The sequence below is a fragment of the Pseudomonas sp. SJZ074 genome (assembly GCF_007828215.1).
Classification (GTDB): domain Bacteria; phylum Pseudomonadota; class Gammaproteobacteria; order Pseudomonadales; family Pseudomonadaceae; genus Aquipseudomonas.
In genome coordinates this window covers 68,507-86,319 of record NZ_VIUE01000015.1, presented here as the reverse complement: position 1 = coordinate 86,319, position 17,813 = coordinate 68,507, and the positions used below count along the sequence as shown (strand labels likewise).

At 59.9% G+C, this 17,813-nt stretch carries 34 protein-coding genes; 16 read left to right on the top strand and 18 right to left on the bottom strand.

What is annotated here, in order from left to right:
• Window positions 1-36: 36 nt before the first annotated feature.
• On the top strand, window positions 37-1,248 hold the full coding sequence (locus FBX99_RS16800; protein WP_145132214.1) for an integrase arm-type DNA-binding domain-containing protein: 1,212 nt from the start codon (window positions 37-39) through the stop codon (window positions 1,246-1,248).
• On the opposite strand, the gene FBX99_RS16795 is transcribed toward FBX99_RS16800, so the two are convergent.
• From FBX99_RS16795 to FBX99_RS28900, 17 genes are all read right to left on the bottom strand, one after another.
• Window positions 1,218-1,463 carry an AlpA family transcriptional regulator gene (locus FBX99_RS16795; protein WP_256664080.1) on the bottom strand — a complete coding sequence of 82 codons (246 nt, stop codon included), beginning with the start codon at window positions 1,461-1,463 and terminating at the stop codon, window positions 1,218-1,220. The two genes, FBX99_RS16800 and FBX99_RS16795, sit on opposite strands and share 31 nt — an antisense overlap.
• 3 nt (window positions 1,464-1,466) lie before the next feature.
• Window positions 1,467-2,078, bottom strand: coding sequence for a hypothetical protein (locus FBX99_RS16790; RefSeq protein WP_145132212.1), 612 nt, complete (start codon window positions 2,076-2,078; stop codon window positions 1,467-1,469).
• The gene (locus FBX99_RS16785) at window positions 2,068-2,673 is read right to left on the bottom strand and encodes a hypothetical protein (RefSeq protein ID WP_145132210.1); all 606 of its coding nucleotides are present in this window, start codon (window positions 2,671-2,673) and stop codon (window positions 2,068-2,070) included. Before FBX99_RS16785 ends, FBX99_RS16790 begins: the two co-directional genes overlap by 11 nt.
• 85 nt (window positions 2,674-2,758) lie before the next feature.
• Window positions 2,759-2,932, bottom strand: coding sequence for a hypothetical protein (locus tag FBX99_RS28905; RefSeq protein ID WP_178111967.1), 174 nt, complete (start codon window positions 2,930-2,932; stop codon window positions 2,759-2,761).
• Window positions 2,929-3,309, bottom strand: a complete 381-nt coding sequence (locus FBX99_RS16780) for a hypothetical protein (protein ID WP_145132208.1) — start codon at window positions 3,307-3,309, stop codon at window positions 2,929-2,931. The genes FBX99_RS28905 and FBX99_RS16780 overlap by 4 nt, the downstream gene beginning before the upstream one ends.
• Window positions 3,306-3,524 (bottom strand): CopG family ribbon-helix-helix protein, encoded by a 219-nt coding sequence (locus FBX99_RS16775; RefSeq protein ID WP_145132206.1) that lies wholly within the window; start codon window positions 3,522-3,524, stop codon window positions 3,306-3,308. The genes FBX99_RS16780 and FBX99_RS16775 overlap by 4 nt, the downstream gene beginning before the upstream one ends.
• Window positions 3,521-3,727, bottom strand: coding sequence for a hypothetical protein (locus FBX99_RS16770; RefSeq protein ID WP_145132204.1), 207 nt, complete (start codon window positions 3,725-3,727; stop codon window positions 3,521-3,523). Before FBX99_RS16770 ends, FBX99_RS16775 begins: the two co-directional genes overlap by 4 nt.
• Window positions 3,728-3,766: 39 nt before the next feature.
• Window positions 3,767-4,621, bottom strand: a complete 855-nt coding sequence (locus FBX99_RS16765; RefSeq protein WP_145132202.1) for an SPFH domain-containing protein — start codon at window positions 4,619-4,621, stop codon at window positions 3,767-3,769.
• A gap of 115 nt (window positions 4,622-4,736) precedes the next feature.
• Window positions 4,737-5,348 carry a 3'-5' exonuclease gene (locus tag FBX99_RS16760; protein ID WP_145132200.1) on the bottom strand — a complete coding sequence of 204 codons (612 nt, stop codon included), beginning with the start codon at window positions 5,346-5,348 and terminating at the stop codon, window positions 4,737-4,739.
• Between the two features lie 64 nt (window positions 5,349-5,412).
• Window positions 5,413-6,444, bottom strand: a complete 1,032-nt coding sequence (locus FBX99_RS29610) for a DNA translocase FtsK (RefSeq protein WP_145132198.1) — start codon at window positions 6,442-6,444, stop codon at window positions 5,413-5,415.
• A 9-nt stretch (window positions 6,445-6,453) separates the two neighbouring features.
• Window positions 6,454-6,654 (bottom strand): hypothetical protein, encoded by a 201-nt coding sequence (locus tag FBX99_RS16750; RefSeq protein ID WP_145132196.1) that lies wholly within the window; start codon window positions 6,652-6,654, stop codon window positions 6,454-6,456.
• 15 nt (window positions 6,655-6,669) lie between these two features.
• The gene (locus FBX99_RS16745; RefSeq protein ID WP_145132194.1) at window positions 6,670-8,292 is read right to left on the bottom strand and encodes a YqaJ viral recombinase family protein; all 1,623 of its coding nucleotides are present in this window, start codon (window positions 8,290-8,292) and stop codon (window positions 6,670-6,672) included.
• Window positions 8,289-9,032 (bottom strand): recombinase RecT, encoded by a 744-nt coding sequence (locus FBX99_RS16740; RefSeq protein WP_145132192.1) that lies wholly within the window; start codon window positions 9,030-9,032, stop codon window positions 8,289-8,291. The genes FBX99_RS16745 and FBX99_RS16740 overlap by 4 nt, the downstream gene beginning before the upstream one ends.
• 44 nt (window positions 9,033-9,076) lie before the next feature.
• Entirely contained in the window at window positions 9,077-9,361 is a 285-nt protein-coding gene (locus FBX99_RS16735) for a hypothetical protein (protein WP_145132190.1), read from the bottom strand.
• On the bottom strand, window positions 9,358-9,615 hold the full coding sequence (locus FBX99_RS16730; protein WP_145132188.1) for a hypothetical protein: 258 nt from the start codon (window positions 9,613-9,615) through the stop codon (window positions 9,358-9,360). Before FBX99_RS16730 ends, FBX99_RS16735 begins: the two co-directional genes overlap by 4 nt.
• A 124-nt stretch (window positions 9,616-9,739) precedes the next feature.
• On the bottom strand, window positions 9,740-10,012 hold the full coding sequence (locus FBX99_RS16725; RefSeq protein WP_145132186.1) for a hypothetical protein: 273 nt from the start codon (window positions 10,010-10,012) through the stop codon (window positions 9,740-9,742).
• Between the two features lie 135 nt (window positions 10,013-10,147).
• A complete protein-coding gene (locus FBX99_RS28900) occupies window positions 10,148-10,297 on the bottom strand; it encodes a hypothetical protein (protein WP_178111965.1) in 150 nt (49 codons plus the stop codon).
• 89 nt (window positions 10,298-10,386) lie between these two features.
• Here FBX99_RS28900 and FBX99_RS16720 point away from each other — a divergent pair, with 89 nt between their 5' ends.
• The gene (locus FBX99_RS16720; protein WP_145132184.1) at window positions 10,387-11,070 is read left to right on the top strand and encodes a hypothetical protein; all 684 of its coding nucleotides are present in this window, start codon (window positions 10,387-10,389) and stop codon (window positions 11,068-11,070) included.
• 324 nt (window positions 11,071-11,394) lie between these two features.
• Here the strand turns inward: FBX99_RS16720 and FBX99_RS16715 are convergent, their stop codons facing one another.
• The gene (locus FBX99_RS16715; protein ID WP_178111963.1) at window positions 11,395-12,141 is read right to left on the bottom strand and encodes a helix-turn-helix transcriptional regulator; all 747 of its coding nucleotides are present in this window, start codon (window positions 12,139-12,141) and stop codon (window positions 11,395-11,397) included.
• 35 nt (window positions 12,142-12,176) lie between these two features.
• Here FBX99_RS16715 and FBX99_RS16710 point away from each other — a divergent pair, with 35 nt between their 5' ends.
• The 14 genes from FBX99_RS16710 to FBX99_RS16645 all read left to right on the top strand — a co-directional run bounded on the left by FBX99_RS16710 (window position 12,177) and on the right by FBX99_RS16645 (window position 17,809).
• A complete protein-coding gene (locus FBX99_RS16710; protein WP_145132182.1) occupies window positions 12,177-12,350 on the top strand; it encodes a Cro/CI family transcriptional regulator in 174 nt (57 codons plus the stop codon).
• 2 nt (window positions 12,351-12,352) lie between these two features.
• A complete protein-coding gene (locus tag FBX99_RS16705) occupies window positions 12,353-12,658 on the top strand; it encodes a CII family transcriptional regulator (RefSeq protein WP_256664079.1) in 306 nt (101 codons plus the stop codon).
• Between the two features lie 2 nt (window positions 12,659-12,660).
• Window positions 12,661-13,443 (top strand): DUF1376 domain-containing protein, encoded by a 783-nt coding sequence (locus tag FBX99_RS16700; RefSeq protein ID WP_145132180.1) that lies wholly within the window; start codon window positions 12,661-12,663, stop codon window positions 13,441-13,443.
• Window positions 13,440-14,159 carry a replication protein P gene (locus FBX99_RS16695; protein ID WP_256664078.1) on the top strand — a complete coding sequence of 240 codons (720 nt, stop codon included), beginning with the start codon at window positions 13,440-13,442 and terminating at the stop codon, window positions 14,157-14,159. Before FBX99_RS16700 ends, FBX99_RS16695 begins: the two co-directional genes overlap by 4 nt.
• Window positions 14,152-14,388, top strand: coding sequence for a hypothetical protein (locus FBX99_RS16690; RefSeq protein WP_145132176.1), 237 nt, complete (start codon window positions 14,152-14,154; stop codon window positions 14,386-14,388). Before FBX99_RS16695 ends, FBX99_RS16690 begins: the two co-directional genes overlap by 8 nt.
• Entirely contained in the window at window positions 14,385-14,828 is a 444-nt protein-coding gene (locus FBX99_RS16685; RefSeq protein WP_145132174.1) for a RusA family crossover junction endodeoxyribonuclease, read from the top strand. The genes FBX99_RS16690 and FBX99_RS16685 overlap by 4 nt, the downstream gene beginning before the upstream one ends.
• A complete protein-coding gene (locus FBX99_RS16680) occupies window positions 14,825-15,100 on the top strand; it encodes a hypothetical protein (protein WP_145132172.1) in 276 nt (91 codons plus the stop codon). The genes FBX99_RS16685 and FBX99_RS16680 overlap by 4 nt, the downstream gene beginning before the upstream one ends.
• Window positions 15,101-15,102: 2 nt before the next feature.
• On the top strand, window positions 15,103-15,363 hold the full coding sequence (locus FBX99_RS16675; RefSeq protein WP_145132170.1) for a hypothetical protein: 261 nt from the start codon (window positions 15,103-15,105) through the stop codon (window positions 15,361-15,363).
• A gap of 11 nt (window positions 15,364-15,374) precedes the next feature.
• On the top strand, window positions 15,375-15,746 hold the full coding sequence (locus tag FBX99_RS16670; RefSeq protein WP_145132168.1) for a hypothetical protein: 372 nt from the start codon (window positions 15,375-15,377) through the stop codon (window positions 15,744-15,746).
• 123 nt (window positions 15,747-15,869) lie between these two features.
• Complete coding sequence (locus tag FBX99_RS16665) at window positions 15,870-16,121, top strand: holin (RefSeq protein WP_145132166.1); 252 nt, start codon at window positions 15,870-15,872, stop codon at window positions 16,119-16,121.
• The gene (locus FBX99_RS16660) at window positions 16,118-16,627 is read left to right on the top strand and encodes a glycoside hydrolase family protein (RefSeq protein WP_145132164.1); all 510 of its coding nucleotides are present in this window, start codon (window positions 16,118-16,120) and stop codon (window positions 16,625-16,627) included. The genes FBX99_RS16665 and FBX99_RS16660 overlap by 4 nt, the downstream gene beginning before the upstream one ends.
• A 23-nt stretch (window positions 16,628-16,650) precedes the next feature.
• The gene (locus FBX99_RS16655; RefSeq protein WP_178111957.1) at window positions 16,651-16,836 is read left to right on the top strand and encodes a hypothetical protein; all 186 of its coding nucleotides are present in this window, start codon (window positions 16,651-16,653) and stop codon (window positions 16,834-16,836) included.
• A gap of 3 nt (window positions 16,837-16,839) precedes the next feature.
• Window positions 16,840-17,292, top strand: a complete 453-nt coding sequence (locus tag FBX99_RS16650) for a lysis system i-spanin subunit Rz (RefSeq protein WP_178111961.1) — start codon at window positions 16,840-16,842, stop codon at window positions 17,290-17,292.
• Between the two features lie 70 nt (window positions 17,293-17,362).
• Window positions 17,363-17,809, top strand: a complete 447-nt coding sequence (locus FBX99_RS16645) for a hypothetical protein (RefSeq protein WP_145132162.1) — start codon at window positions 17,363-17,365, stop codon at window positions 17,807-17,809.
• Window positions 17,810-17,813 lie beyond the last annotated feature (4 nt).

Below are 17,813 nucleotides of genomic sequence, written 5' to 3'. Positions count from 1 at the left end.
GCACATCTTAAATTCGAGTGACTAGGTGATGTACTAATGCCCCTCACGGACACAGCGGTACGCCAGGCAAAGCCCACGGAAAAGGCCTACACCATCACGGATGGCAGCGGTCTTGCCCTGCACATCGCGCCCAACGGCACCAAGTCGTGGCACTTCCGGTTCACATGGCACGGCAAGCAGGTGCGGATATCCCTCGGAACTTACCCAGAGATCGGTCTGCGTGATGCTCGAGAGCGGCGGGACCAGGCCCGAGCCCTGGTAGCCAAGGGCATAGACCCGCGCATTGAGCGCCGGCAGGCGAAGGCCGAAGCCGCCATCCGTCAAGAGAACACGTTTGAGGCGGTTGCCAACCGCTGGCACGACTTCAAGCTGCCGCGCTGGTCGAAGGCTCGCAAGGGGGCCGCCGTGCAGGCGCGGCTCTACTTGGACAAGGACCTGATCCCCGAGCTGGGGAAGTACCCGTTGGACCAGCTCAAGCGCGCCGACGTGCTGAGGGCGATGCGCCGGGTTGAGAAGCGCGGGGCCCTGAATTCGGCCAAGAAGTGCCGGTCATGGCTCAATGAGATATTCCGGTACGGTATGGCTGAAGGGCTGATAGATATCAACCCTGCCGCTGATCTGGATATCGTGGCCCAGCCAGAGCCGCCAGTGCAGCATAACCCATTCTTGAAGCGGGACGAGCTGAAAGGCTTTCTCAGGACACTGCGCGCTTGCCGGTGCGCGGAGTATGTGCGCAGTGCTATCCGGTTACTGTTGCTGACCGGAGTGCGAACTATCGAACTGCGCAGCGCAACCGCTGATCAGTTTGATTTCGAGAATGCGTTGTGGACGATACCGCCGGGGATTGTGAAACAACTTCAGAAGAGGGTTAGAACGCAAAGCGGGGAGATTCCACCGTACCTGGTCCCGCTTTCGCGGCAGGCAGTAGAAGAGGCGAAGCGTGTGCACCAGCTAACTGGTGGCTATCGCTTGCTTATCGCGGGTCGCAATGACCCGCGCAAGCCGATAAGCGATGGCACAGTCAATTCAGCCGTTTCACGGATGGGATACAAGGGCAAGCTCACGGGGCACGGGATCCGCGCCACGATATCAACTGCCTTGAATGAGATGGGATACAACGAGAGATGGATCGACGCTCAGCTATCCCACATTGGCGACGCGTACAACCATGCTGAGTTTGTTGAGCAGAGGCGGGGGATGATGCAGGACTGGGCTGATTACCTGGATTCGCTGGAGTCTGGCGACTGACCACGGGCCGACGCCTTGCTGGCTGCCCATTGGTCGACCTCGGCCTTGACCCAGGCTACAGCCGCGGCTCCCAACTTGACCTGTTTCGGGAACTCGCCTTTGACCGCCATCCGGTAAATGGTTGCGGTGCTCAGGCCGCAGATCCTCCGGACCTCGGGGAGTTTGATGTACTGGATCGGCGCTTCCTGCCGATCATCTGTGCGCATTGTGTTCATGGGTTATTCACCTTTCATGCATTTGAAGTAGTCGGGTGCCTGCACGAGCTTAATTTCACCGAGGGTCAGGGTTGGATCCTCGACGACGCTGAAGCCGAATGCCTTCGCGGCTGGCGCGGATTGGTGGGCGAGCAACGCTTTGGCGTTGCCGATCAAATCAGAAGGCATAGCAACCACCAGTCGCGGGTCGTTTAAAATAGCCTCGAACAACCCCCGCGCCTTGGTCAGCTCGGATTGCAGGGCGAGTTTTTCGTGCATTAATTTTTGGTAACTATCTCGGCTTCCCGCCCATCCCAATTTCAGTCGCGCGACCTCAGCCTGTAGCCGGGCGACGTGAGCATCGTGTGCGTCCGCCATCACCACCCACGGGCCATGCGGCTTATAGTCGATCTTATTGCCATCCTCGGAAAGCATTTTTACGACTTGATAGCGATGCACTTCCGGCTCCCCGCCAGCAGGCGGCACAGGCTCAGCCGCTAGCAGTTCGCGGATCTCGGCTTGCGCTCGGCCACGGGCAATGATGTCCGCGTTGTTTACCGCAAGGGATTCTTTGCCCGGACGCATGACAGCACGCTCCACCAGCTCCCGGTCCAGGGTTACGGTTTTATTCTTCATGGTCGCTGTACTCTGCTCGTTCCGCGTCATCTTTCATTTGAAGCCAACGGTCATCTTCTGCTCGTTCGCTTGCAGCCTCGGCGGTGGGGTTGAGGGCGGCGTCGATACAGTCGATCAACGCGGCATACTCTGGAGTCCAGTGCTCACGGTGCAGTCCGTCGGCGTACTTACCATCGCCCAGCCATTCGCGTGCTTTGGCAAGAGCGGCTTGCAACGCGACGATTGAGTTCTTCCTGTCCCTCAACTCTTCCACGCGTTGCTCTGCCGCCTGACACGCCTGCTGCTCTGCATGGCGACGCTGTTCCAGGTCGTGAATCGCTTCGTCGCGCTGGTTGAGCAGTTGTTGCAGGGCATCGCGCTCGGCGATGACGCGGGCACCAGTGCGCATCACAAGGCCTACCGTTTCCTGCATCTGCTTTTCGGACTGCTCAAGCTGGGCTATGCGGAGCTGCAGCTCATGCTCCCGCTCGCCGGCCTTCACGTAGGCTTCGCTCACGCGGTCGAAGTCGGCGGCCAGGTAAACCGTAATCCGCCCCAGGGCTTCACCCTCAACAAGCCCAGCATCGCCTACGTGGTAACTCTTCACGCTATCCATACATCCCCCTTACGCCTCATGCTGAGTTTGTAGGCCAGTACCGGGGCGGCTGTGTTCAGCACCAGCACGCCGATCAGAAACCAGATCATGATTGATTCTCCCGCGCCCGCCGCTCTGCTGCCTCGGCCTGGCGCTGCTTGCTGCATTTGTCGTGGTTGCCATGGGCGCGGGACTTGTTGCAGATGTCGCACATGACGTTGAGATCGAGCGGCTTCATGGGCCGCCCGCGAATGGTGGTCTTTCGGCGGAGGGCGGTCATGGGACTGACCTCGATATCTGGTCGCCGATTCTGGTCAGGGCGGCGCGGATCCGAGAGGCCTCGCGCTTGATGTCCCGGCGCTGGTCCATCAGCCTTGCGGTTGCCCGGTAGCCGCAGTCTTCGCCGTAATAGTTGTCCGGGTCGCACGTCTCGACGGCGTGCAGCCAGCCATGCCAGACGATGCAGCCGCCCAGCGGCAGGTCATGAACATCAGGGTCGTTGTAGTAGCGTTCGCGGTACGGTTTCAAATCGAAGTAGGCGCCATCGGCTTCGCTCTGCACCTGCTTGATTGCTGCGCCGTTTTCGCGCAGATCCCTGCGATTCTGTGCGTATGCGACTGCCAACTCAGATAGGCGTTGCGCGATACGATGGTTCATGGCTGATCCACCTTCTTCACCGCCGCCGCAGCCAGGGCGCCCAGCAGCAGTTCCTGGCGCTGCTGGTTGTCCAGGTACTGACGCATGGCCTGAACGAAGACGCTGTTCATGCTGCGATCATCGGCGGTTGCCCGGGCGTCTATTTCGTCGCGCATGCCATCGGGCAGTCGGACCACGAATTTGTCGGCCAGCCGGGAATCGAATTGCTTGTTCATGACGGAACCTCCAGCAGTTCAATGACTTCGTTGATGCCCTGCGCGTAGCTGTACGGCTGCGCGGCGGCGTTGCGTTTCAGGTCGGTGACGATCTTGAGCGCCACCTTGGGGTTTCGGATCGACGTGCCGGCGGCCTGGGCCACCTCCAGGGCAAAGCGCTTGCCTTCCAGCAGCATCACGCGGTTGATGGGTTGGGTGCTCATGGGAACCTCGAAAGGCGCCCACGCGGGGCGCCTGTGAAATTACTTGGCGTCGATAAAGGGAAGTGCGCCGTTAGGCAGTACGGTGGTTGGCAATACGCCATTCCAGCGCTCAGCCTTGGTCAGTTCGACGAGGTTTTGATTGCTTGCCAGCGCCTGGGCACGGGCTTTGATGGCTTCGGCCTCTGCCTTACCACGCAGCTCGGTGGCCTGGGCGTCGGCCTTGGCTTGCGCGACTTTCGAGTCAGCTTCCGCCTGGGCCTGGGTGACCCTGATTTGAGCCTGTACTTGCTCGGTTGCCAGTTGCTGCTCGCGGGTCTTTACCTGGACCTCGGCGGCCATCCGCGCCTCGATGGCCTTTTCGTAGGCATCGCTGAAGTCGATGTTCTCGACCTGCACGCTGTCGATGATGACCGGGCCATTGATGGTGGCCTTGATGGCTGACGATATGTCGTTGACCAGTTGGACACGGTTCTGCACGGCTGCAACCGCGTTGAATCTGCCAAAAACGTTTTCAACTTGCGTCGGCACCTGACGACTGATCAGTCGATCACGGATACCCTCGATGTCCTTGAACTGCGTGTAAACCTTCGCGACGTCCGAGGGGGCGATGTGCCAGGACACCGACACCTTTAGCTGCGCGGACTGCTGATCCTTGCTATACGCCTGTAGCCCGTCATACGAAGTGACCTGGCTCTGCGTGCTGATGAACCGCACGGATTCAATGAATGGGGTTTTGAATGAGAGGCCGGGGTCCACAACACCAACCAGGGCGCCGTTGCGCAGCAGTACGCCGCGCTCTGTTTCGTCGACTGTGTACCAACTGCCGAAGAACACGCACAGCAGGACGATAGCGACGACAGCGCCGATGATGCTGCCGATAATCTTACTGGTCATTTTTTCTTTCCTTTGATGAAGTAGTAGGCGGAGATGGCTCCGTACATCACCAGCGCGATCAGTACGATTGCGCCGATAAGCATTGCCAGGGCTTTCATTGGTTGCCTCGAAAAGGTCAAGCCACCTGAGCAGGCGGGTTCATGGCGAAGTAGATGCGGGCGCAGGCCTCTGCGTCTGGCCTGGCGCGGTGGCCGCCCACCAGCTCTTCCCCGGTGAAGTGCATCAGCGCCTCGGCCACTGACGGCTGCTTAAACTGCTTTCCGAAGCCGGCGCGGATCATCTTTTCCGTAGGCGGACACTGGACGATGTTCTTGCTGGTCTGGCAGGTGCAGTAGCCGGGCGTGGCCTTGAAGGCGTCCGCCGCTTCCTTGCCCCGGTACCGCGACAGCGCAATGCGCATGATCCGGTCATCGAAGCTGATGTTGTGGGCGATGCGCAGGCCGGAACGGTCATGAATCGCCATGAAGCCGTCCAGCGCTTCGGCCTCGGGTATACCCATGTCCATCGCCATTTCGTTGGTGATGCCGTGGATGACGGACACTTCGTTGGGGATCACCCAGCCATCAGGGCGGACCATGGCTTCGAAGGAGTCAACCAGGGAGCCGTCCGGGCTGTAGGCCAGGATGCAGATGTCCACCAGGTGGGGCTGGCGCGGATCATCGCTCGGCTCTTTGAACAGCGGGAGACCGGTGGTTTCGGTGTCGTATGGAGTACGCAGGATATTCATGGGCGCTTTCCTTTGTGCAAGAAGAAGGCGCCCGGAGGCGCCTTGCTGTGTTGTGGTGGGTGGGTTACGCGACGTCGTTCAGCTTCGCGATGACCTTGAACTTGTGCTCCAGCGCGGTGGCTCCTTCGCTCTCCAACTCGATCACCTTGTTTTCGAGCAGGCGCATCAGCAGCACGGCGGCCTTGTCGCTGTCGATGGCGAGACGGCTTTGAATCCATGCTGCGTCCAGGGTGCTGGTGACCTTGAGCACGACCAGTTGGGCCGCGTCGTCATAGGTGAACTCTCCGAACTCTTTTCCGGTGTGGAAGCCGTCGGGATGGCCTGGGTCGACAATGTCGTCTTGCTGGTCGGCTGCTTTCACGTCCGCGGACTTCGCAGGTGCCAGCACTTCACGGGTGCCGGTGCTGCTCAAGGCGGTGACAATGCCCTGGGTTTCCATCCATTCCAGCATTCGAGCGGCGCGGTTGTAGCCGATCTTCAGTTTGCGTTGCACCGCGCTGATGCTCGGGCGGCGCGACTCAATCACGAACTCGACCGCCTCGGCGTACAGCGGGTCCTGGTCATCGCCGACAAACGTCGGCTCGCCATCCGGCTCATCTGGCCCGGTGGGCGCCTGCGCGAACAGGTTCCCGGTGATGTCGCTCACGTGCAGCGGCAGGTCTGGCTGGTCGCGTTCGGCCTTGATGCCGTCCAGGCCCTCGGCATAGTCATTCGGGGCCAGTACCAGCAGGCACAGCCTGCCGGCAACATCAATAAGGCCGTGCCGGTTTGGGTCCTGAGCATCGATTGCTGCTGTGACCGTGATCGCCTTGGCCTTGAACTTCGCGTCAACGATCGTTACCGGGATGGTGTCGACGTTGCGGGAGCTGATGATGCTGATCGCGTTGTAAACAGACTTTTCAGCCGCTTCGGTAACGCGGTCGATAACTTCCTGCTGCTGGCCTTCGTTCAGGCTGTGAAACGGCGCACGCACATTGCGGAATTCAAACAGCGCGGCCTGCACCAGGTCATGCACCAACAGCTCATGCGCAATCATGGACGGCTCATATCCACCCAGTTTTGCGCGTTCGATAATTGCATTGTGTTCGGCTTTCATGGGCATTCCTCAGTGTTTGGCGATGCGTTCGAGCTTCGACTGCTGCGCCGGGCTCAGGTTGGTGTGTGCGCCGTAACGCTGGAAGCTGGCGCGGATGTTTTCGACGAATTCAAGCTCCCACTCGCCGCTGGCATGCAGCTCAGCGGCGGCAAGGACACCAATGAATTCTTCAAGGCTGTCGTAGGCCTCAAGGACAGATTGGGCGGCCATGGCTGGCCCTCCTGATCAGGCGGCAGCCTGGCTGTTTTGAACTGCCTGGATGTGGTTGATGAGAGCTGCGCAGATGGCTGGGAAATCGATTGCCCGGTACAGGCAAGCGCCTTGCTTGCGCTCTACCGCTTCGAAGCCCAGGGAGCGCAGGAAATCGGCCGACAGAGTGAAACCCAGCATTGAAGCGAGTTCGCCAAGCTTGAGCCGCTGGCCGTCGTCGGCGCCCGTCGCCGGCGTTTCCGCTGCCTTGATCGGCGTCACCGCGACCGGTGCTGGCTGCTCAACAACTGTCTCAATGACTTGCGGTTGCTGCTGATCTGCGGCCTCCTGCGCCTTTTCCGCTACCTGTCGCTTGAGCTCTGCTTGCTCCTGGTCGTGCTCGTTGATGCGCACCTTGATCAGCGCCACCAAGTCATCGTTGGCCTTCAAAACCAGTTCTTGGGCATCGTGAAACAGGAAGGCATGGTTGGCGGCCAGATCGCGCAGGCTGGCGAGGTTCAGGCGGATCTTGTCAGCGATGTTGTTGGCTTCCAGCATGGCCCGGTTCAGCTCGTTGGCGGCCGCTTCTTTGAGGCTGGAAATGTTCTTTTTGCCCTTGATGGCGCCGGCGAAGTCAGCCAGAACCTTCGGCATGCGGATCCTGCCGCCCAACGTCGCGTTGATCTTGTCGATGTGGACCTGCAAATCCTTGGCGGCGTCCATAACGATTTCACTGCGGATGAATTCCTTGCGGGCCGCTATCAGCTTCGTCAGTTCCAGCCGCTTGCGCCGCGTTTCCGCCGCGATGTCATCGATAGCCTTGAACAGCACGTCGATGCTTTCGGTTTGGCTCAGGGCGTGTTCCTTTGCGGCCTTGAGCTTGTCTTCCACCTCACCGCACCACTTCACAGTTTCGTCAGCGTCGGCGAAGTCCTTGTCGGTCGAGAGCTGGGTGTTGATGTTGCTGATGACCTTCAGAGCGTGCGACTTGAAGGCATCCAGGTTGCTGGCAGTCACCATGCCGGTTACGTCGATGCGCAGCGCTGGCAGTTGGTCAGGGGCAGAGCCGACCACTTCAGGTTTGACCTCCTGCACTTCGAAGGCGCCCAAGTCCTCTTCGAACTTGGCCCAGCCGGCAATCAGCTGTTCAGCGCGGCCATCGACAGGTCTGTATTCCATATCGACGGACCTTTCGTCGGTGCCATCTGATACGGTGAAAATCACACGCTCGGCGCCGCTCACCAGCAGTTGTTGCTCAAGCTGCCAGTAATAGTGTGGGTCCAGCTCGCCGGCCCGGACCTGGGCGGCCAAGGCTTCGTTCCACAGCTTGTGCTCCCACAGCGTATCGCCAAGCATCGTCAGGCCGTCCATGGACGCCAGAAGATTGCCTTCGGTACCAACGACCGGGTAAAGCTCTTCGCCGATCCTGGCTTCAACCAGTGGGCGCGCCAGCTCTTCGGCGGCGTGCCCCTTATCGAAGATGCGTTGCTGCTGGGGCGTTACTTCCGGCGTGATGCCGGTTTTCTTCATCGCGAGCAGTTCGGAACGGGTCTGATACTTCGAAGCGCCCATCATGGCTGGGGCCTCGGACGCGGTGAAGTGATTGCCGCGCAAGGCCAGCCACTCGGCAGAACCCTGGGCTACGTTGTGAATGATCATGCGGTTACTCCTTCGAGAGGCTTCAGCTGATTGATGGTTTCGGTCTGCTCAGGCGTTAGCGTGTATTTGCTGGTGATGGTGGCGATCACATCGGCCGGGGACTTCTTGTTCGCCTCGATAGCCTTGCGCCAAGTCGGCAGGTTCTCGGTCAACTTGGCATCGGGGTAGGCGGACAAAGCTTTCGGCGCCTCTGGCTCGCGGGCCGGACCAATCTCGCGTTCGGTTGGGATGTCCTGCACCTCTTCGGCAACCGGCATCCCCCGCAGCACGTCGGGGAACACGTCGCGCAGGGCGAAGGCCCGGGCCCGCATCTGGCGCATACGCTTGGGGTACTGGCTCCAGGGACCTTGCTTGCCCTTGAGACCGGCCTGTGCTGCATCAGTCATGCTGAACGTGCGCACTTGCTCTTCTTCGTCACGGCGCTTAACTCGGCACGTTGCCGTCTCGCCGTCGTCGGTCTCGTAGATGTACTCACACAGCGGCGAGCTGCGCACCAGGGCGATAACAGCGTCACCCCACAGGGCCGGGCGGCCATTGATGACCGCGATGTTCTGCATCGCCTGCATCGGTTGCAGGCCAAGCTCCATACCCCACTGGATCGCCACCAGGATGTTGCCGGGGTTGTTGGCGAAGTCCTTCGGCACAATGGTCGACTTGGCGAGGTAGTCGGCGAACTTCAATGCCTCTTCGATGTTCTGCGGGGCCAGGCTGAAGGTTGGTTTGATGGTTAATTCAGACATGAGAGTTCCTTGCCGCGCAGGTCGCAGCGTTGAGAGAGGTTCGATTATTGGGTGGCTTTGGCGATGGCCTTCTCGACCTGTTCGAGCAGGCCGTGCAGCTCAAGGGTGCCTTTGAGGGCCAGACATTTTGTGAGCGCTTCTAGCATTTCCGGCGCGGCGGCGATCAGCTTTGCATCTTCAGCCGCGCAAGACTCCGCAATGAGATATCCGCCGTAATGCTTCACACAGTTTTCCGTCATCCCCCGAAACGGCGGATCGGCGGGCATTTCGGCTATAACCTCGGAACTGTGATTCCCGATGCGCCAAGGCCCTGGCGTGTGCTTACTCATGATTCACCCCGGGCGGCCAGCATGGCGTCGGCCTCTATAAAGCGAATTTCAGCGATTAATGCGGCTAGCTCAGTTGCGTCTGGGTTTCGGCCATAGGTCCTATAGAAAATGTCACCAGGCGCGTACATGGCTATTTCGCACTTGGCCGCGAAGTAATCGCGAAGCGTCATGCCATAGCCGCCGGCGCCGTTCGTGCGCACGTCGTTGTCCGGCGTGACCGGGAAAGCCGGCCCGCCACCTTTCTGTTGGTCCATGGGGTTACCTATTGAGTGATGAGGCCCGCGATTGCCGGACCCAGGAAGATGGTGATGAGGAACAGCGCGCCGGTGATCGCCGAGGCCAGGCGGATAGCGCGGCGGCGGGAGCGTTGGGTGGTGGTCATGAAGTCAGCTCCCTGACCCGCTTCTGCTCGCGGGTGAAGTCGCCTCGCAAGGGAATCAGCCACTCCGGACGTTTGAAGGTTGCCGACTTGTCGCAACCAACGACCCAGCAGCTCTTCCAGTCTTCGGGAGCGAACTGGAAAGCTATTCCCTTTGAGTTTGTCCACGATTCCCCAGCCTTCAGGTGCGCCAGAACCGTTACTTGCCGTCCTAGGAAAAGAACACCTCCCACGACAAGTGCAGGATCACCGACCTTGAATTGATGGCTCATGGGAACCTCACAACAAGCATGTTCCGGCGAACCTCGATGCTGATGCGTTGGGGAAGATCGGTGATCAGAAAAAAGCCCTGCGATTGCAGGGCCCTGATCAGTCCGGGGATGGTTGGGGCGATGAACGCCCGGCACTTACCGTTCATAGCTTTGTTCCAGCAGGGTTTCGCGCTCATCGGCGCGCCAGTCGCCGGCCTCGAATGGGTAATCGTTCGGTTCGGCATCGTCTTCGAAGGGGTCGTCAGGCTCGTCTGGCGGTTCAAGCCAGATGTCATAGGCAGTCATGCCCGTGCCATCCGATCATCACGGCACAACCTGGCTACGCGGTTGCTGCGCACCGCACTTATCCGGTGGTGAAGCAAGGTCGATTCGGTGTGGTCGATGTCGCCGCACAGCAGGGCATAGGAGATAAAGCCCGCCGCGTAACAGAGTTCGGATTCGGAGGCGACCAGGTCGCCCGGGTCAAGGTTTCGAGCCTTTTCAAGCTGTTCCTCGAAAATCACTCGCGCTGTCTTGTTGAACATGGTCGCCTCCAATTTGGCGGGTGGTTGCATCCGTCTGCCCACGCGTGGGAATGGGCAGAGGTGATGCCGTCAGCCTTCTCGGCTCATCTGTTCGTGGCTGTAGTGCTCTTCGCTGCAGAACGGCAGGTTCTGGGTGCGCACGTATTTCTTGCGTCGGACCGGGTCGAAAGCCTGATCAATGATGTTTCGATAGATCGGCTTCTCTACTGGCTGGCGGCATCGAACGCATTTAACGGCTGTGTCTGTTTGTGCTTCGGTCATCGGGTGTTCCTCCGGTTGTCATCCCAAAGCCCGCTCAAGGAACGGGCTTCAGTGATGCTTTCCGCCGGGACCCGCTACTGGCGTCGGTCACCGGCCCACTTCGAGTTGTTGACTCCAGCCGCGGCCCTGCCCGCTGGAAAACTGATTACGGTGCTTTACGCTGCACACCCGGGACAGTTGCCATCCCTCTGGACCGTTGAGGCCGGACCATCGCTGCCGTTTGATGGATGGAATTTAAGCAAGCTGAAATTACAAGTCAAGCATGCTGAATAAAATAATTTCAGCATCCTGAATTTATTGGGCGCGCGGACACAAAAAAGCCCGCGCAGTGGCGGGCTTCATTGAGAAAGTATGAGAAGGGTTATTTGTTCGGAATTATCCAGGGCAAGACAGGGTCGGGGGTGGATGGCCTGGCCCCGCTTATGAGGTCCCTGGTTTTCCTGGCCTCCTCCTCAATCGCCGAAACGACGTCGTCGTTCCCCGATGTCCGATAGATCTTCTGCAAGGTTCGGTCGAGTACGAATGTGCAGCCAATCAAGGTGGCTATCACGGCCGCGAAGCCCAATCCAACGACCACAGAAAGCGATGGTTCACGCTTCATATTCCGCCCCCTCGCCAAACCACCCTGCCGATTATTTCAACACCTTCGATGCCGTGATCGCTGATCGGCATGTCTGGATATCGGATTTTATCCTGGTTGTCGGATCGGATTATCCAGCCACCTGACATGTCTCTGATCAGGCGCTTGATGATGACCGCGCCGTCTGGATCATACATCGCGTACATGTTCCCGTTGCTCGGTTCCCGATTCGAAACGTCGATCAGAAGGACCTCACCATCACTCAGGGTCGGCCAATTACTGTCGCCGTTGTTGTAAAGGGCGCGGAGGTTTTCCTCCCTCAGCGACATCCGATGTAGCCAGTCGCGCTTGAATGCAAGGCCGCCCTTGACCTCTACGTGGTCGTTCAAATAGCCGGCGCCGGATGAACCCTTGGCGCTGTACTGCGGGATCAAGGCATAGTCCTTTTCAGATGGTGGTTGCGGGCCTTCCTCGATATCCCGCTCTGGCTCTGTCCCTATTGCCAGCCACTCAGCCCTAAAGCCTGTTGCGGTAGCCAGGGCATAAAGGTTTTCAGGCTTCAGGCTTTTGCTATCCCCTGAAATCCACTGAGTAACGGCCGACGGCGCAACGCTGCATTCGGCTGCGATCTGGCCTTTCTTTTTGCCGCTCAGGGCTATTGCCCTTGCGATTCGTTCGTGTCGTTCCATGCCGACAATGTTAAGGCTGCTTAATTTAAGCATGCAGTATGCTGAATTCACGTCTTGACCTTCAAAATTAAGCATGCTGAAATCGTCGCATTACCACAGAGGTGTCTGCGATGAAAACCAAGCAAGCCGCCGATTTTTTCGGCTCGAAAAAGAAGCTCGCAGCCGCTTTGGGCATCAGTCCAAGCGCTGTGACCATGTGGGGCGAAGACGTTCCCGAGTTGCGCCAGTACCAGATTGAGCAGCTAACCAAAGGCAAGGTGAAGCACACCGCCAGGGCTGCTTGATCATGTCCAGCCTATTGAACCAAGAGCAGACCGTAAGGGCCCGCAAGAACTATTGCGTTCTCATGCAGCACCTTGCGTCTGTCGGCAATGCGCCCGTGGCGCTTGCAGTCGGTTGCGACGAGGCGACGATCAGCCGCATGAAGCCGGAGAAGTTTGAACAGTTCTGCCAGATCCTGGCCGTGCTGGGGCTCAAGGTCGTGCCCAATGAAATGCGTTGCTTCAACCAGCGCGACATCGAAGCGATCTTCCATCAGGCTAAGCGCTGGATGGAACACGTTCAAAACGTCGATCAGCTTGAGGAGGAATAGCCATGGCAGCCCTCCCATACATGCAGCTATACGTCGCTGATTACCTGGCCGACACCATGCATCTAACCACTGAAGAGCACGGCGCCTATCTGCTGCTGATCTTCAACTACTGGCAGACCGGAAAGCCCATCCCAGTGTCTCGACTCGCCCGTATTACAAGGCTCTCGAACGAGCGTTGGACGGACGTTGAACGGTCGTTGGGGGAGTTCTTCAACGAGCGTGATAACGAGTGGGTTCACGACCGAATTGAGCGAGATTTGGAAGCTGTACGCGCATCGCAAGAACAGCGAATAGCAGCCGGAAAAGCCTCGGCAGAGGCAAGAAAGCAAGCCGCTAAGCCGCGCCCTAGAGCCTCTGGCAACGCCCGTTCAACGACCGTTGAGATACCGTTGAACGAGAAGGCAACGAATATAGAAGAGAAGAGAAGAGAAGATATAAAGCAAATACCCCCTTTATCCCCCCTTTCTGAAAAATCGACTCCAGAAACACCAGAGCCGAAGCCCAAGCGCAAATCCCGATTGCCTGAGCCGTTCAACGTCACCGGCGACATGCGCAAGTGGGCAGCCGAACGCGCCCCGGCCGTAAGCCTGACCAATGAAACCGAGAAGTTCGTGAACTACTGGCGTGGCAACGGCGGCACCAAGGCCGACTGGGCAGCCACTTGGCGCACGTGGTTCCTCAAGGCTCAGGAGGACGCTAACCGCCGCATGAGCGGACCAACACGCAATGGCCAACAGCCGCTCGACATGACCAGCACCGCCTGGGCCAAGGAGCCGATCCTGTGAAGCACGTCACCGACATCACCAGCCAGCTCAACCCGCAGCAGACTCTTGCACAGATCCCAGTCGCCAAGCCGATTAAGGTTGACCAGCGCACGGCCGAAATCGTGAACACCGTGTTCGACAAGCTCCAAGGGATTTTCCCGGCTTGGCGCCAGACATGGGCAGACGACAAGGCGCTGTTTAACGCCAAGCGCGAGTGGATCGCAGGTTTCATCCAGGGCGGCATCAACAGCGACGAACAACTGGCTTTCGGTTTTCAGCAGGCCCGCAAGTCCTCCAGTCCGTTTCTGCCCAACGTCGGCCAGTTCGTGGCCTGGTGCAAGCCAACAGCAGAACAGATGGGCCTGCCGCATGAGGCAGACGCATGGATTCAAGCGCTCGAAGGCAAGTACAGCCATGACGCCGTGCGGATCGCTGCAGAGGCCACAAGCACGTTTGACCTGCGCACCGCCAGGGCCGACAACAAGCCACTGCGCCAACGCTTCGAACGCAATTACGCCATCGTCATGCGCCGCGCACAGACCGGCCAGCCCCTGGAAGGGCGCATCGCCAAGGGCCTGGGCCACGACAGCATGCGACCGCGGGAGCAGGTTCAGCTCGAACACAGCCGCAAGCAGGCGGACGAGCTGGTAGCCATCCTCGAAATCCCAAAAGACCCCAAGGCCGCACGCGCCATGCTGCTGGCAAAGCTCAATATCCGGAGAGACGACCATGCCTAAATTCGAGTGCGGTCTATGCCGTCATCGGACGGCGATCATCACGTTCACGCCAGCCGGCACAGCGGCCTGTCCGGCATGCCAGGGCATCGACGTAAGCGCACCCTTACAGGTTCTGCGTGCGCTGGGCTTCCTGTTGCGAGCCAAGTGCGCTACCTGGCCGGTGGGCCAGCTCAAGGCGAAAGCCAAGGCGCTGATCACACACGACAGAGCCTTGCGAGGTGAAGCGTGAGCGATTTCAAACCCGTGTCGTTCGTTGTGCCAGGCGAGCCCATCGGCAAGGGCAGGCCAAAGATCGGTCGCGTAGGCGGCCATGCCCGCATGTTCACGCCGACCAAAACCGCCAATTACGAATCCCTGATCGCCGTGGTCGCCCATGAAGCCATGCGAGGCCGTGAGCTGATCGCCGGCCCCGTGCTGCTGGAAATGAAAATCCTTGTGCCCGTCGCCGCGTCTTGGTCGAAGAAAAAATCGGCAGAGGCTCTGCAAGGCATCGTCATGCCAACCAAGAAGCCCGACGCCGACAACGTGCTCAAAGCCATCTGCGACGGCATCAACGGGATCGTTTTCAAGGATGACGTCCAGGTCGTCAACGTCTCGCTCAGCAAGCGATTCAGCGAAACCCCGGGCGTCTCCGTTCGCATCGTTCCGCTGGAGGGGAAAACATCATGACCATGCCAACACTGGTTTGGACCACTCACAAGCTCGCTGACGGCTGGGTGCTGCTCTGCGTCGATGCCAACCTCGAACAGCAGGGCGAGCCCGAGGCCATGCTCGGCGTGCGCCGGGCCGTTCATCCGTTTGAATTCGACGAAATGAATGATCCGGTTATGGGTTTTACGCTGGTTATCGCTGAAATGACTAACGCGATTACGTGGGGGTTGAGAGGGGCCGAGTTCGCTCAATCGATGTATGCCTCGCGCGCGGGCGCGTTTGGGGGCTGACCATGCTTGCCTTGGTCGAACAGCGGGTTGACTGGTTTGCAGTCATCACCGCGCTGTCACGCTCCGGCTACTCCCCGCAGTCGGTTGCGGATGCCATCGGCGTGGCTCGCACCACGCTGCTGGGTTGGAAGCAGGGCGCTGAACCTCGCTACACCGAGGGCGAGCGCCTTGTGTCGTTCTGGTGCCAGATCACCGGGAATGACCGTACAAGACTGCCCATGGTCGCCGTCGGTGACTGGTGGGCTTATCACTCCAAAGCTTGAGGACAACACCAATGAACTTCCCATCCACAACCGAATTGCTTGATTTCCTGAGCAGCCCCGAAGCCAGGGAAAGCGCAGAGAAATACCAGGCCAATATCGACCGTCTCCGGTCAAAGTCGAAAGATGCACAGCTTGCGCAGGCGGCTGAGCGTGTGAAGCCGGCGGCTGTCTGCCCTGAGCGCGGCGTGTCGGTGACGATGTCGGCAGAGCCATGCCCTTCGCATGTTGCATTCGAAGCATGGGCTCAAGCACGTGGCGTGAATATCGACAAGATCCATCTTGGCAAGGAGTACCAGTCGAAGAGCACGCGTGAGCTGTGGTGGTGCTGGCAGGCATCGCGCGAGGCGCTGGGCGCAACGCTGGCACGTCAGAGGGGCGCGTGAAATAGTCGGGATCCCGACACCTCTCCCCGATGATCCTTGCCGTCATCGCTGCCCCGCCACAGTGCGGGGCTTTTTTTTGACCCTGGAGGCCAGAGCATGAAAGCCCCAGTCAGGAGTACGAACATGGCAAACCCTGCACCTGAGGGAATCGTTGAGGCTGTCGGGGCATCGGTTGCCAGCAAGGGCATGCTTGCTGGTGCAGGCACTGGCCTTGTGGGTTTCCTCTCCCAAGCCAACTGGCTGGGCATAGTCGGAGTGGTCGTCGCGGTGCTGGGTTTCCTGGTCAACACATACTTCCAGGTGCGCCGGGATCGCAGGGAGGACGCGGAGAGCGCCGCCCGCATCCAGGCCCTGCGCGAGCGCGCCCGCTCATGAACAACCGCAACCGCGTGGCGGTCGGCCTGCTCACCATCAGCGTGGGCGGCTTCAGCGCCTGGCAGGTGAACGAGGGCTTCACCGATCACGCCGTCATCCCCACCCAGGGCGACGTCCCCACCATCGGCCACGGCTCGACACGGTACGAGGACGGCCGGCCAGTCCAGATGGGCGACACCATCACCCGGCCACGGGCTGAGCTGCTGGCCCGCAACCTGATGACCCAGGACGCAAAGCAGTTCGCCGCATCCCTGCCGGGCGTGAAGCTGCACCAGGCCGAGTTCGATCTGTACATGGACTTCACAGGTCAATACGGCATTGGCACCTGGCGCAAGTCCTCGATGCGCACAAAGCTGCTCGCCGGCCAATACGCCCAGGCTTGCGCCTCGCTGCTCAAGTACCGCTATGCGGCCGGCTTCGACTGCTCCACCCCAGGCAACAAGCGTTGCCCAGGCGTGTGGACGCGGCAGCTCAAGCGCTACAGCCAGTGCATGGCTGCTCAGTAATTCCACCACCCGAGGCAATACCCATGACCCCGATCATGAAGTACTTCGAATACGCACACCTGCCGCCGCACTTGCAGGAAGTCAGCAAGCCCATTGGTGAGCTTGCGCACCTGATGAACGATCAGCTTCCGGACGGCCCCGAGAAGTCGGCAGGCCTGCGCAAATTGCTCGAAGCCAAGGATTGCTTGGTTCGCGCGAAGCTGGCCTGACCCATGGGCGCCGTGACTCGCTACCTCGTCGCAGGGCTTGCCATGGCGCTGATCCTGGCGTTCTGGCGCCTTGACCATGTCACCACCAGCCTGAGCACAGCCACGGAGCGTGTGAGCACGCTGGAGGCTGCTGCCAAGTCCCGCCGCAACACCCAGAAGCTGCTGCTGCAGCTCGACATCGACAACACCAAGGTACTCACCGATGCACAAGCCAGGAACAAAGCTCTTGTTGCTCGCGTCGGCGCTGGCACTCAGCGCCTGTCAGTCCCGGCCCGCTGCCCAGTTGTGCGAGCCAGCCCAGGCCCCGGCAGCGTGGATGATGCAGAAGCGCGAGCCGAACTTGACCCAGCGCATGGTCAACGAGTTCTCGCCATCACCAACGACGGAGACGAAGCAATCATCGCCCTGAATGCGCTGATCGACTATGTCAACGCAGGTTGTGTTCCACGCGAATAGTCGGGAAACCGACAGCGCGCCCCCACGATGCTGGGGCCTCTTTGATGATCTATCACCGAGGCCAACCAGCATGCCAGCTCCAGACCTTACCACTCAGACCCCAGGCGAACCCCTCGCCACCATGTCGCCGATTGCGTTCGCCGTCACTGGCGCAGCCGGCGCAACTCCAGATGCAGGCGAGACGACCACCATCCAGGCTCAGGCCCCGCAGTACAGCGCCAAGCACAACGGCGGTGGCCGCTGGAAAGTCTGGTGCACACCAGTCGAAGGCGATGCCGACTGGTTCAGCGACTTCATGGCCGTTGGCGACGGCGCCAAGGAGAAGGCCGAAGCCGAGGCCCAGCGCCTGAACGACGGCGGCGAACCCCTCGTCATCGATGCCGAGCGCAACGCCGACCGGGAAGCGCTGGCAGCAGCAAGGCCCGCGGCTGCCGGTGTCGTGGACCCAACCACCCTCAAACAGGCAGTCATGACCCCTGACGGATGGCTGTGCCCTGAACCAAAGGTCAAGGAGTAACGAC

Bases quoted from the DNA above. Each gene is read 5' to 3' on its own strand.
- FBX99_RS16800 (WP_145132214.1), top strand. From the start codon at position 37: ATGCCCCTCACGGACACAGCGGTACGCCAGGCAAAGCCCACGGAAAAG.
- FBX99_RS16795 (WP_256664080.1), bottom strand. From the start codon at position 1,463: ATGAACACAATGCGCACAGATGATCGGCAGGAAGCGCCGATCCAGTAC.
- FBX99_RS16790 (WP_145132212.1), bottom strand. From the start codon at position 2,078: ATGAAGAATAAAACCGTAACCCTGGACCGGGAGCTGGTGGAGCGTGCT.
- FBX99_RS16785 (WP_145132210.1), bottom strand. From the start codon at position 2,673: ATGGATAGCGTGAAGAGTTACCACGTAGGCGATGCTGGGCTTGTTGAG.
- FBX99_RS28905 (WP_178111967.1), bottom strand. From the start codon at position 2,932: ATGACCGCCCTCCGCCGAAAGACCACCATTCGCGGGCGGCCCATGAAG.
- FBX99_RS16780 (WP_145132208.1), bottom strand. From the start codon at position 3,309: ATGAACCATCGTATCGCGCAACGCCTATCTGAGTTGGCAGTCGCATAC.
- FBX99_RS16775 (WP_145132206.1), bottom strand. From the start codon at position 3,524: ATGAACAAGCAATTCGATTCCCGGCTGGCCGACAAATTCGTGGTCCGA.
- FBX99_RS16770 (WP_145132204.1), bottom strand. From the start codon at position 3,727: ATGAGCACCCAACCCATCAACCGCGTGATGCTGCTGGAAGGCAAGCGC.
- FBX99_RS16765 (WP_145132202.1), bottom strand. From the start codon at position 4,621: ATGACCAGTAAGATTATCGGCAGCATCATCGGCGCTGTCGTCGCTATC.
- FBX99_RS16760 (WP_145132200.1), bottom strand. From the start codon at position 5,348: ATGAATATCCTGCGTACTCCATACGACACCGAAACCACCGGTCTCCCG.
- FBX99_RS29610 (WP_145132198.1), bottom strand. From the start codon at position 6,444: ATGAAAGCCGAACACAATGCAATTATCGAACGCGCAAAACTGGGTGGA.
- FBX99_RS16750 (WP_145132196.1), bottom strand. From the start codon at position 6,654: ATGGCCGCCCAATCTGTCCTTGAGGCCTACGACAGCCTTGAAGAATTC.
- FBX99_RS16745 (WP_145132194.1), bottom strand. From the start codon at position 8,292: ATGATCATTCACAACGTAGCCCAGGGTTCTGCCGAGTGGCTGGCCTTG.
- FBX99_RS16740 (WP_145132192.1), bottom strand. From the start codon at position 9,032: ATGTCTGAATTAACCATCAAACCAACCTTCAGCCTGGCCCCGCAGAAC.
- FBX99_RS16735 (WP_145132190.1), bottom strand. From the start codon at position 9,361: ATGAGTAAGCACACGCCAGGGCCTTGGCGCATCGGGAATCACAGTTCC.
- FBX99_RS16730 (WP_145132188.1), bottom strand. From the start codon at position 9,615: ATGGACCAACAGAAAGGTGGCGGGCCGGCTTTCCCGGTCACGCCGGAC.
- FBX99_RS16725 (WP_145132186.1), bottom strand. From the start codon at position 10,012: ATGAGCCATCAATTCAAGGTCGGTGATCCTGCACTTGTCGTGGGAGGT.
- FBX99_RS28900 (WP_178111965.1), bottom strand. From the start codon at position 10,297: ATGACTGCCTATGACATCTGGCTTGAACCGCCAGACGAGCCTGACGAC.
- FBX99_RS16715 (WP_178111963.1), bottom strand. From the start codon at position 12,141: ATGCTTAATTTTGAAGGTCAAGACGTGAATTCAGCATACTGCATGCTT.
- FBX99_RS16710 (WP_145132182.1), top strand. From the start codon at position 12,177: ATGAAAACCAAGCAAGCCGCCGATTTTTTCGGCTCGAAAAAGAAGCTC.
- FBX99_RS16705 (WP_256664079.1), top strand. From the start codon at position 12,353: ATGTCCAGCCTATTGAACCAAGAGCAGACCGTAAGGGCCCGCAAGAAC.
- FBX99_RS16700 (WP_145132180.1), top strand. From the start codon at position 12,661: ATGGCAGCCCTCCCATACATGCAGCTATACGTCGCTGATTACCTGGCC.
- FBX99_RS16690 (WP_145132176.1), top strand. From the start codon at position 14,152: ATGCCTAAATTCGAGTGCGGTCTATGCCGTCATCGGACGGCGATCATC.
- FBX99_RS16680 (WP_145132172.1), top strand. From the start codon at position 14,825: ATGACCATGCCAACACTGGTTTGGACCACTCACAAGCTCGCTGACGGC.
- FBX99_RS16675 (WP_145132170.1), top strand. From the start codon at position 15,103: ATGCTTGCCTTGGTCGAACAGCGGGTTGACTGGTTTGCAGTCATCACC.
- FBX99_RS16670 (WP_145132168.1), top strand. From the start codon at position 15,375: ATGAACTTCCCATCCACAACCGAATTGCTTGATTTCCTGAGCAGCCCC.
- FBX99_RS16665 (WP_145132166.1), top strand. From the start codon at position 15,870: ATGGCAAACCCTGCACCTGAGGGAATCGTTGAGGCTGTCGGGGCATCG.
- FBX99_RS16660 (WP_145132164.1), top strand. From the start codon at position 16,118: ATGAACAACCGCAACCGCGTGGCGGTCGGCCTGCTCACCATCAGCGTG.
- FBX99_RS16655 (WP_178111957.1), top strand. From the start codon at position 16,651: ATGACCCCGATCATGAAGTACTTCGAATACGCACACCTGCCGCCGCAC.
- FBX99_RS16650 (WP_178111961.1), top strand. From the start codon at position 16,840: ATGGGCGCCGTGACTCGCTACCTCGTCGCAGGGCTTGCCATGGCGCTG.
- FBX99_RS16645 (WP_145132162.1), top strand. From the start codon at position 17,363: ATGCCAGCTCCAGACCTTACCACTCAGACCCCAGGCGAACCCCTCGCC.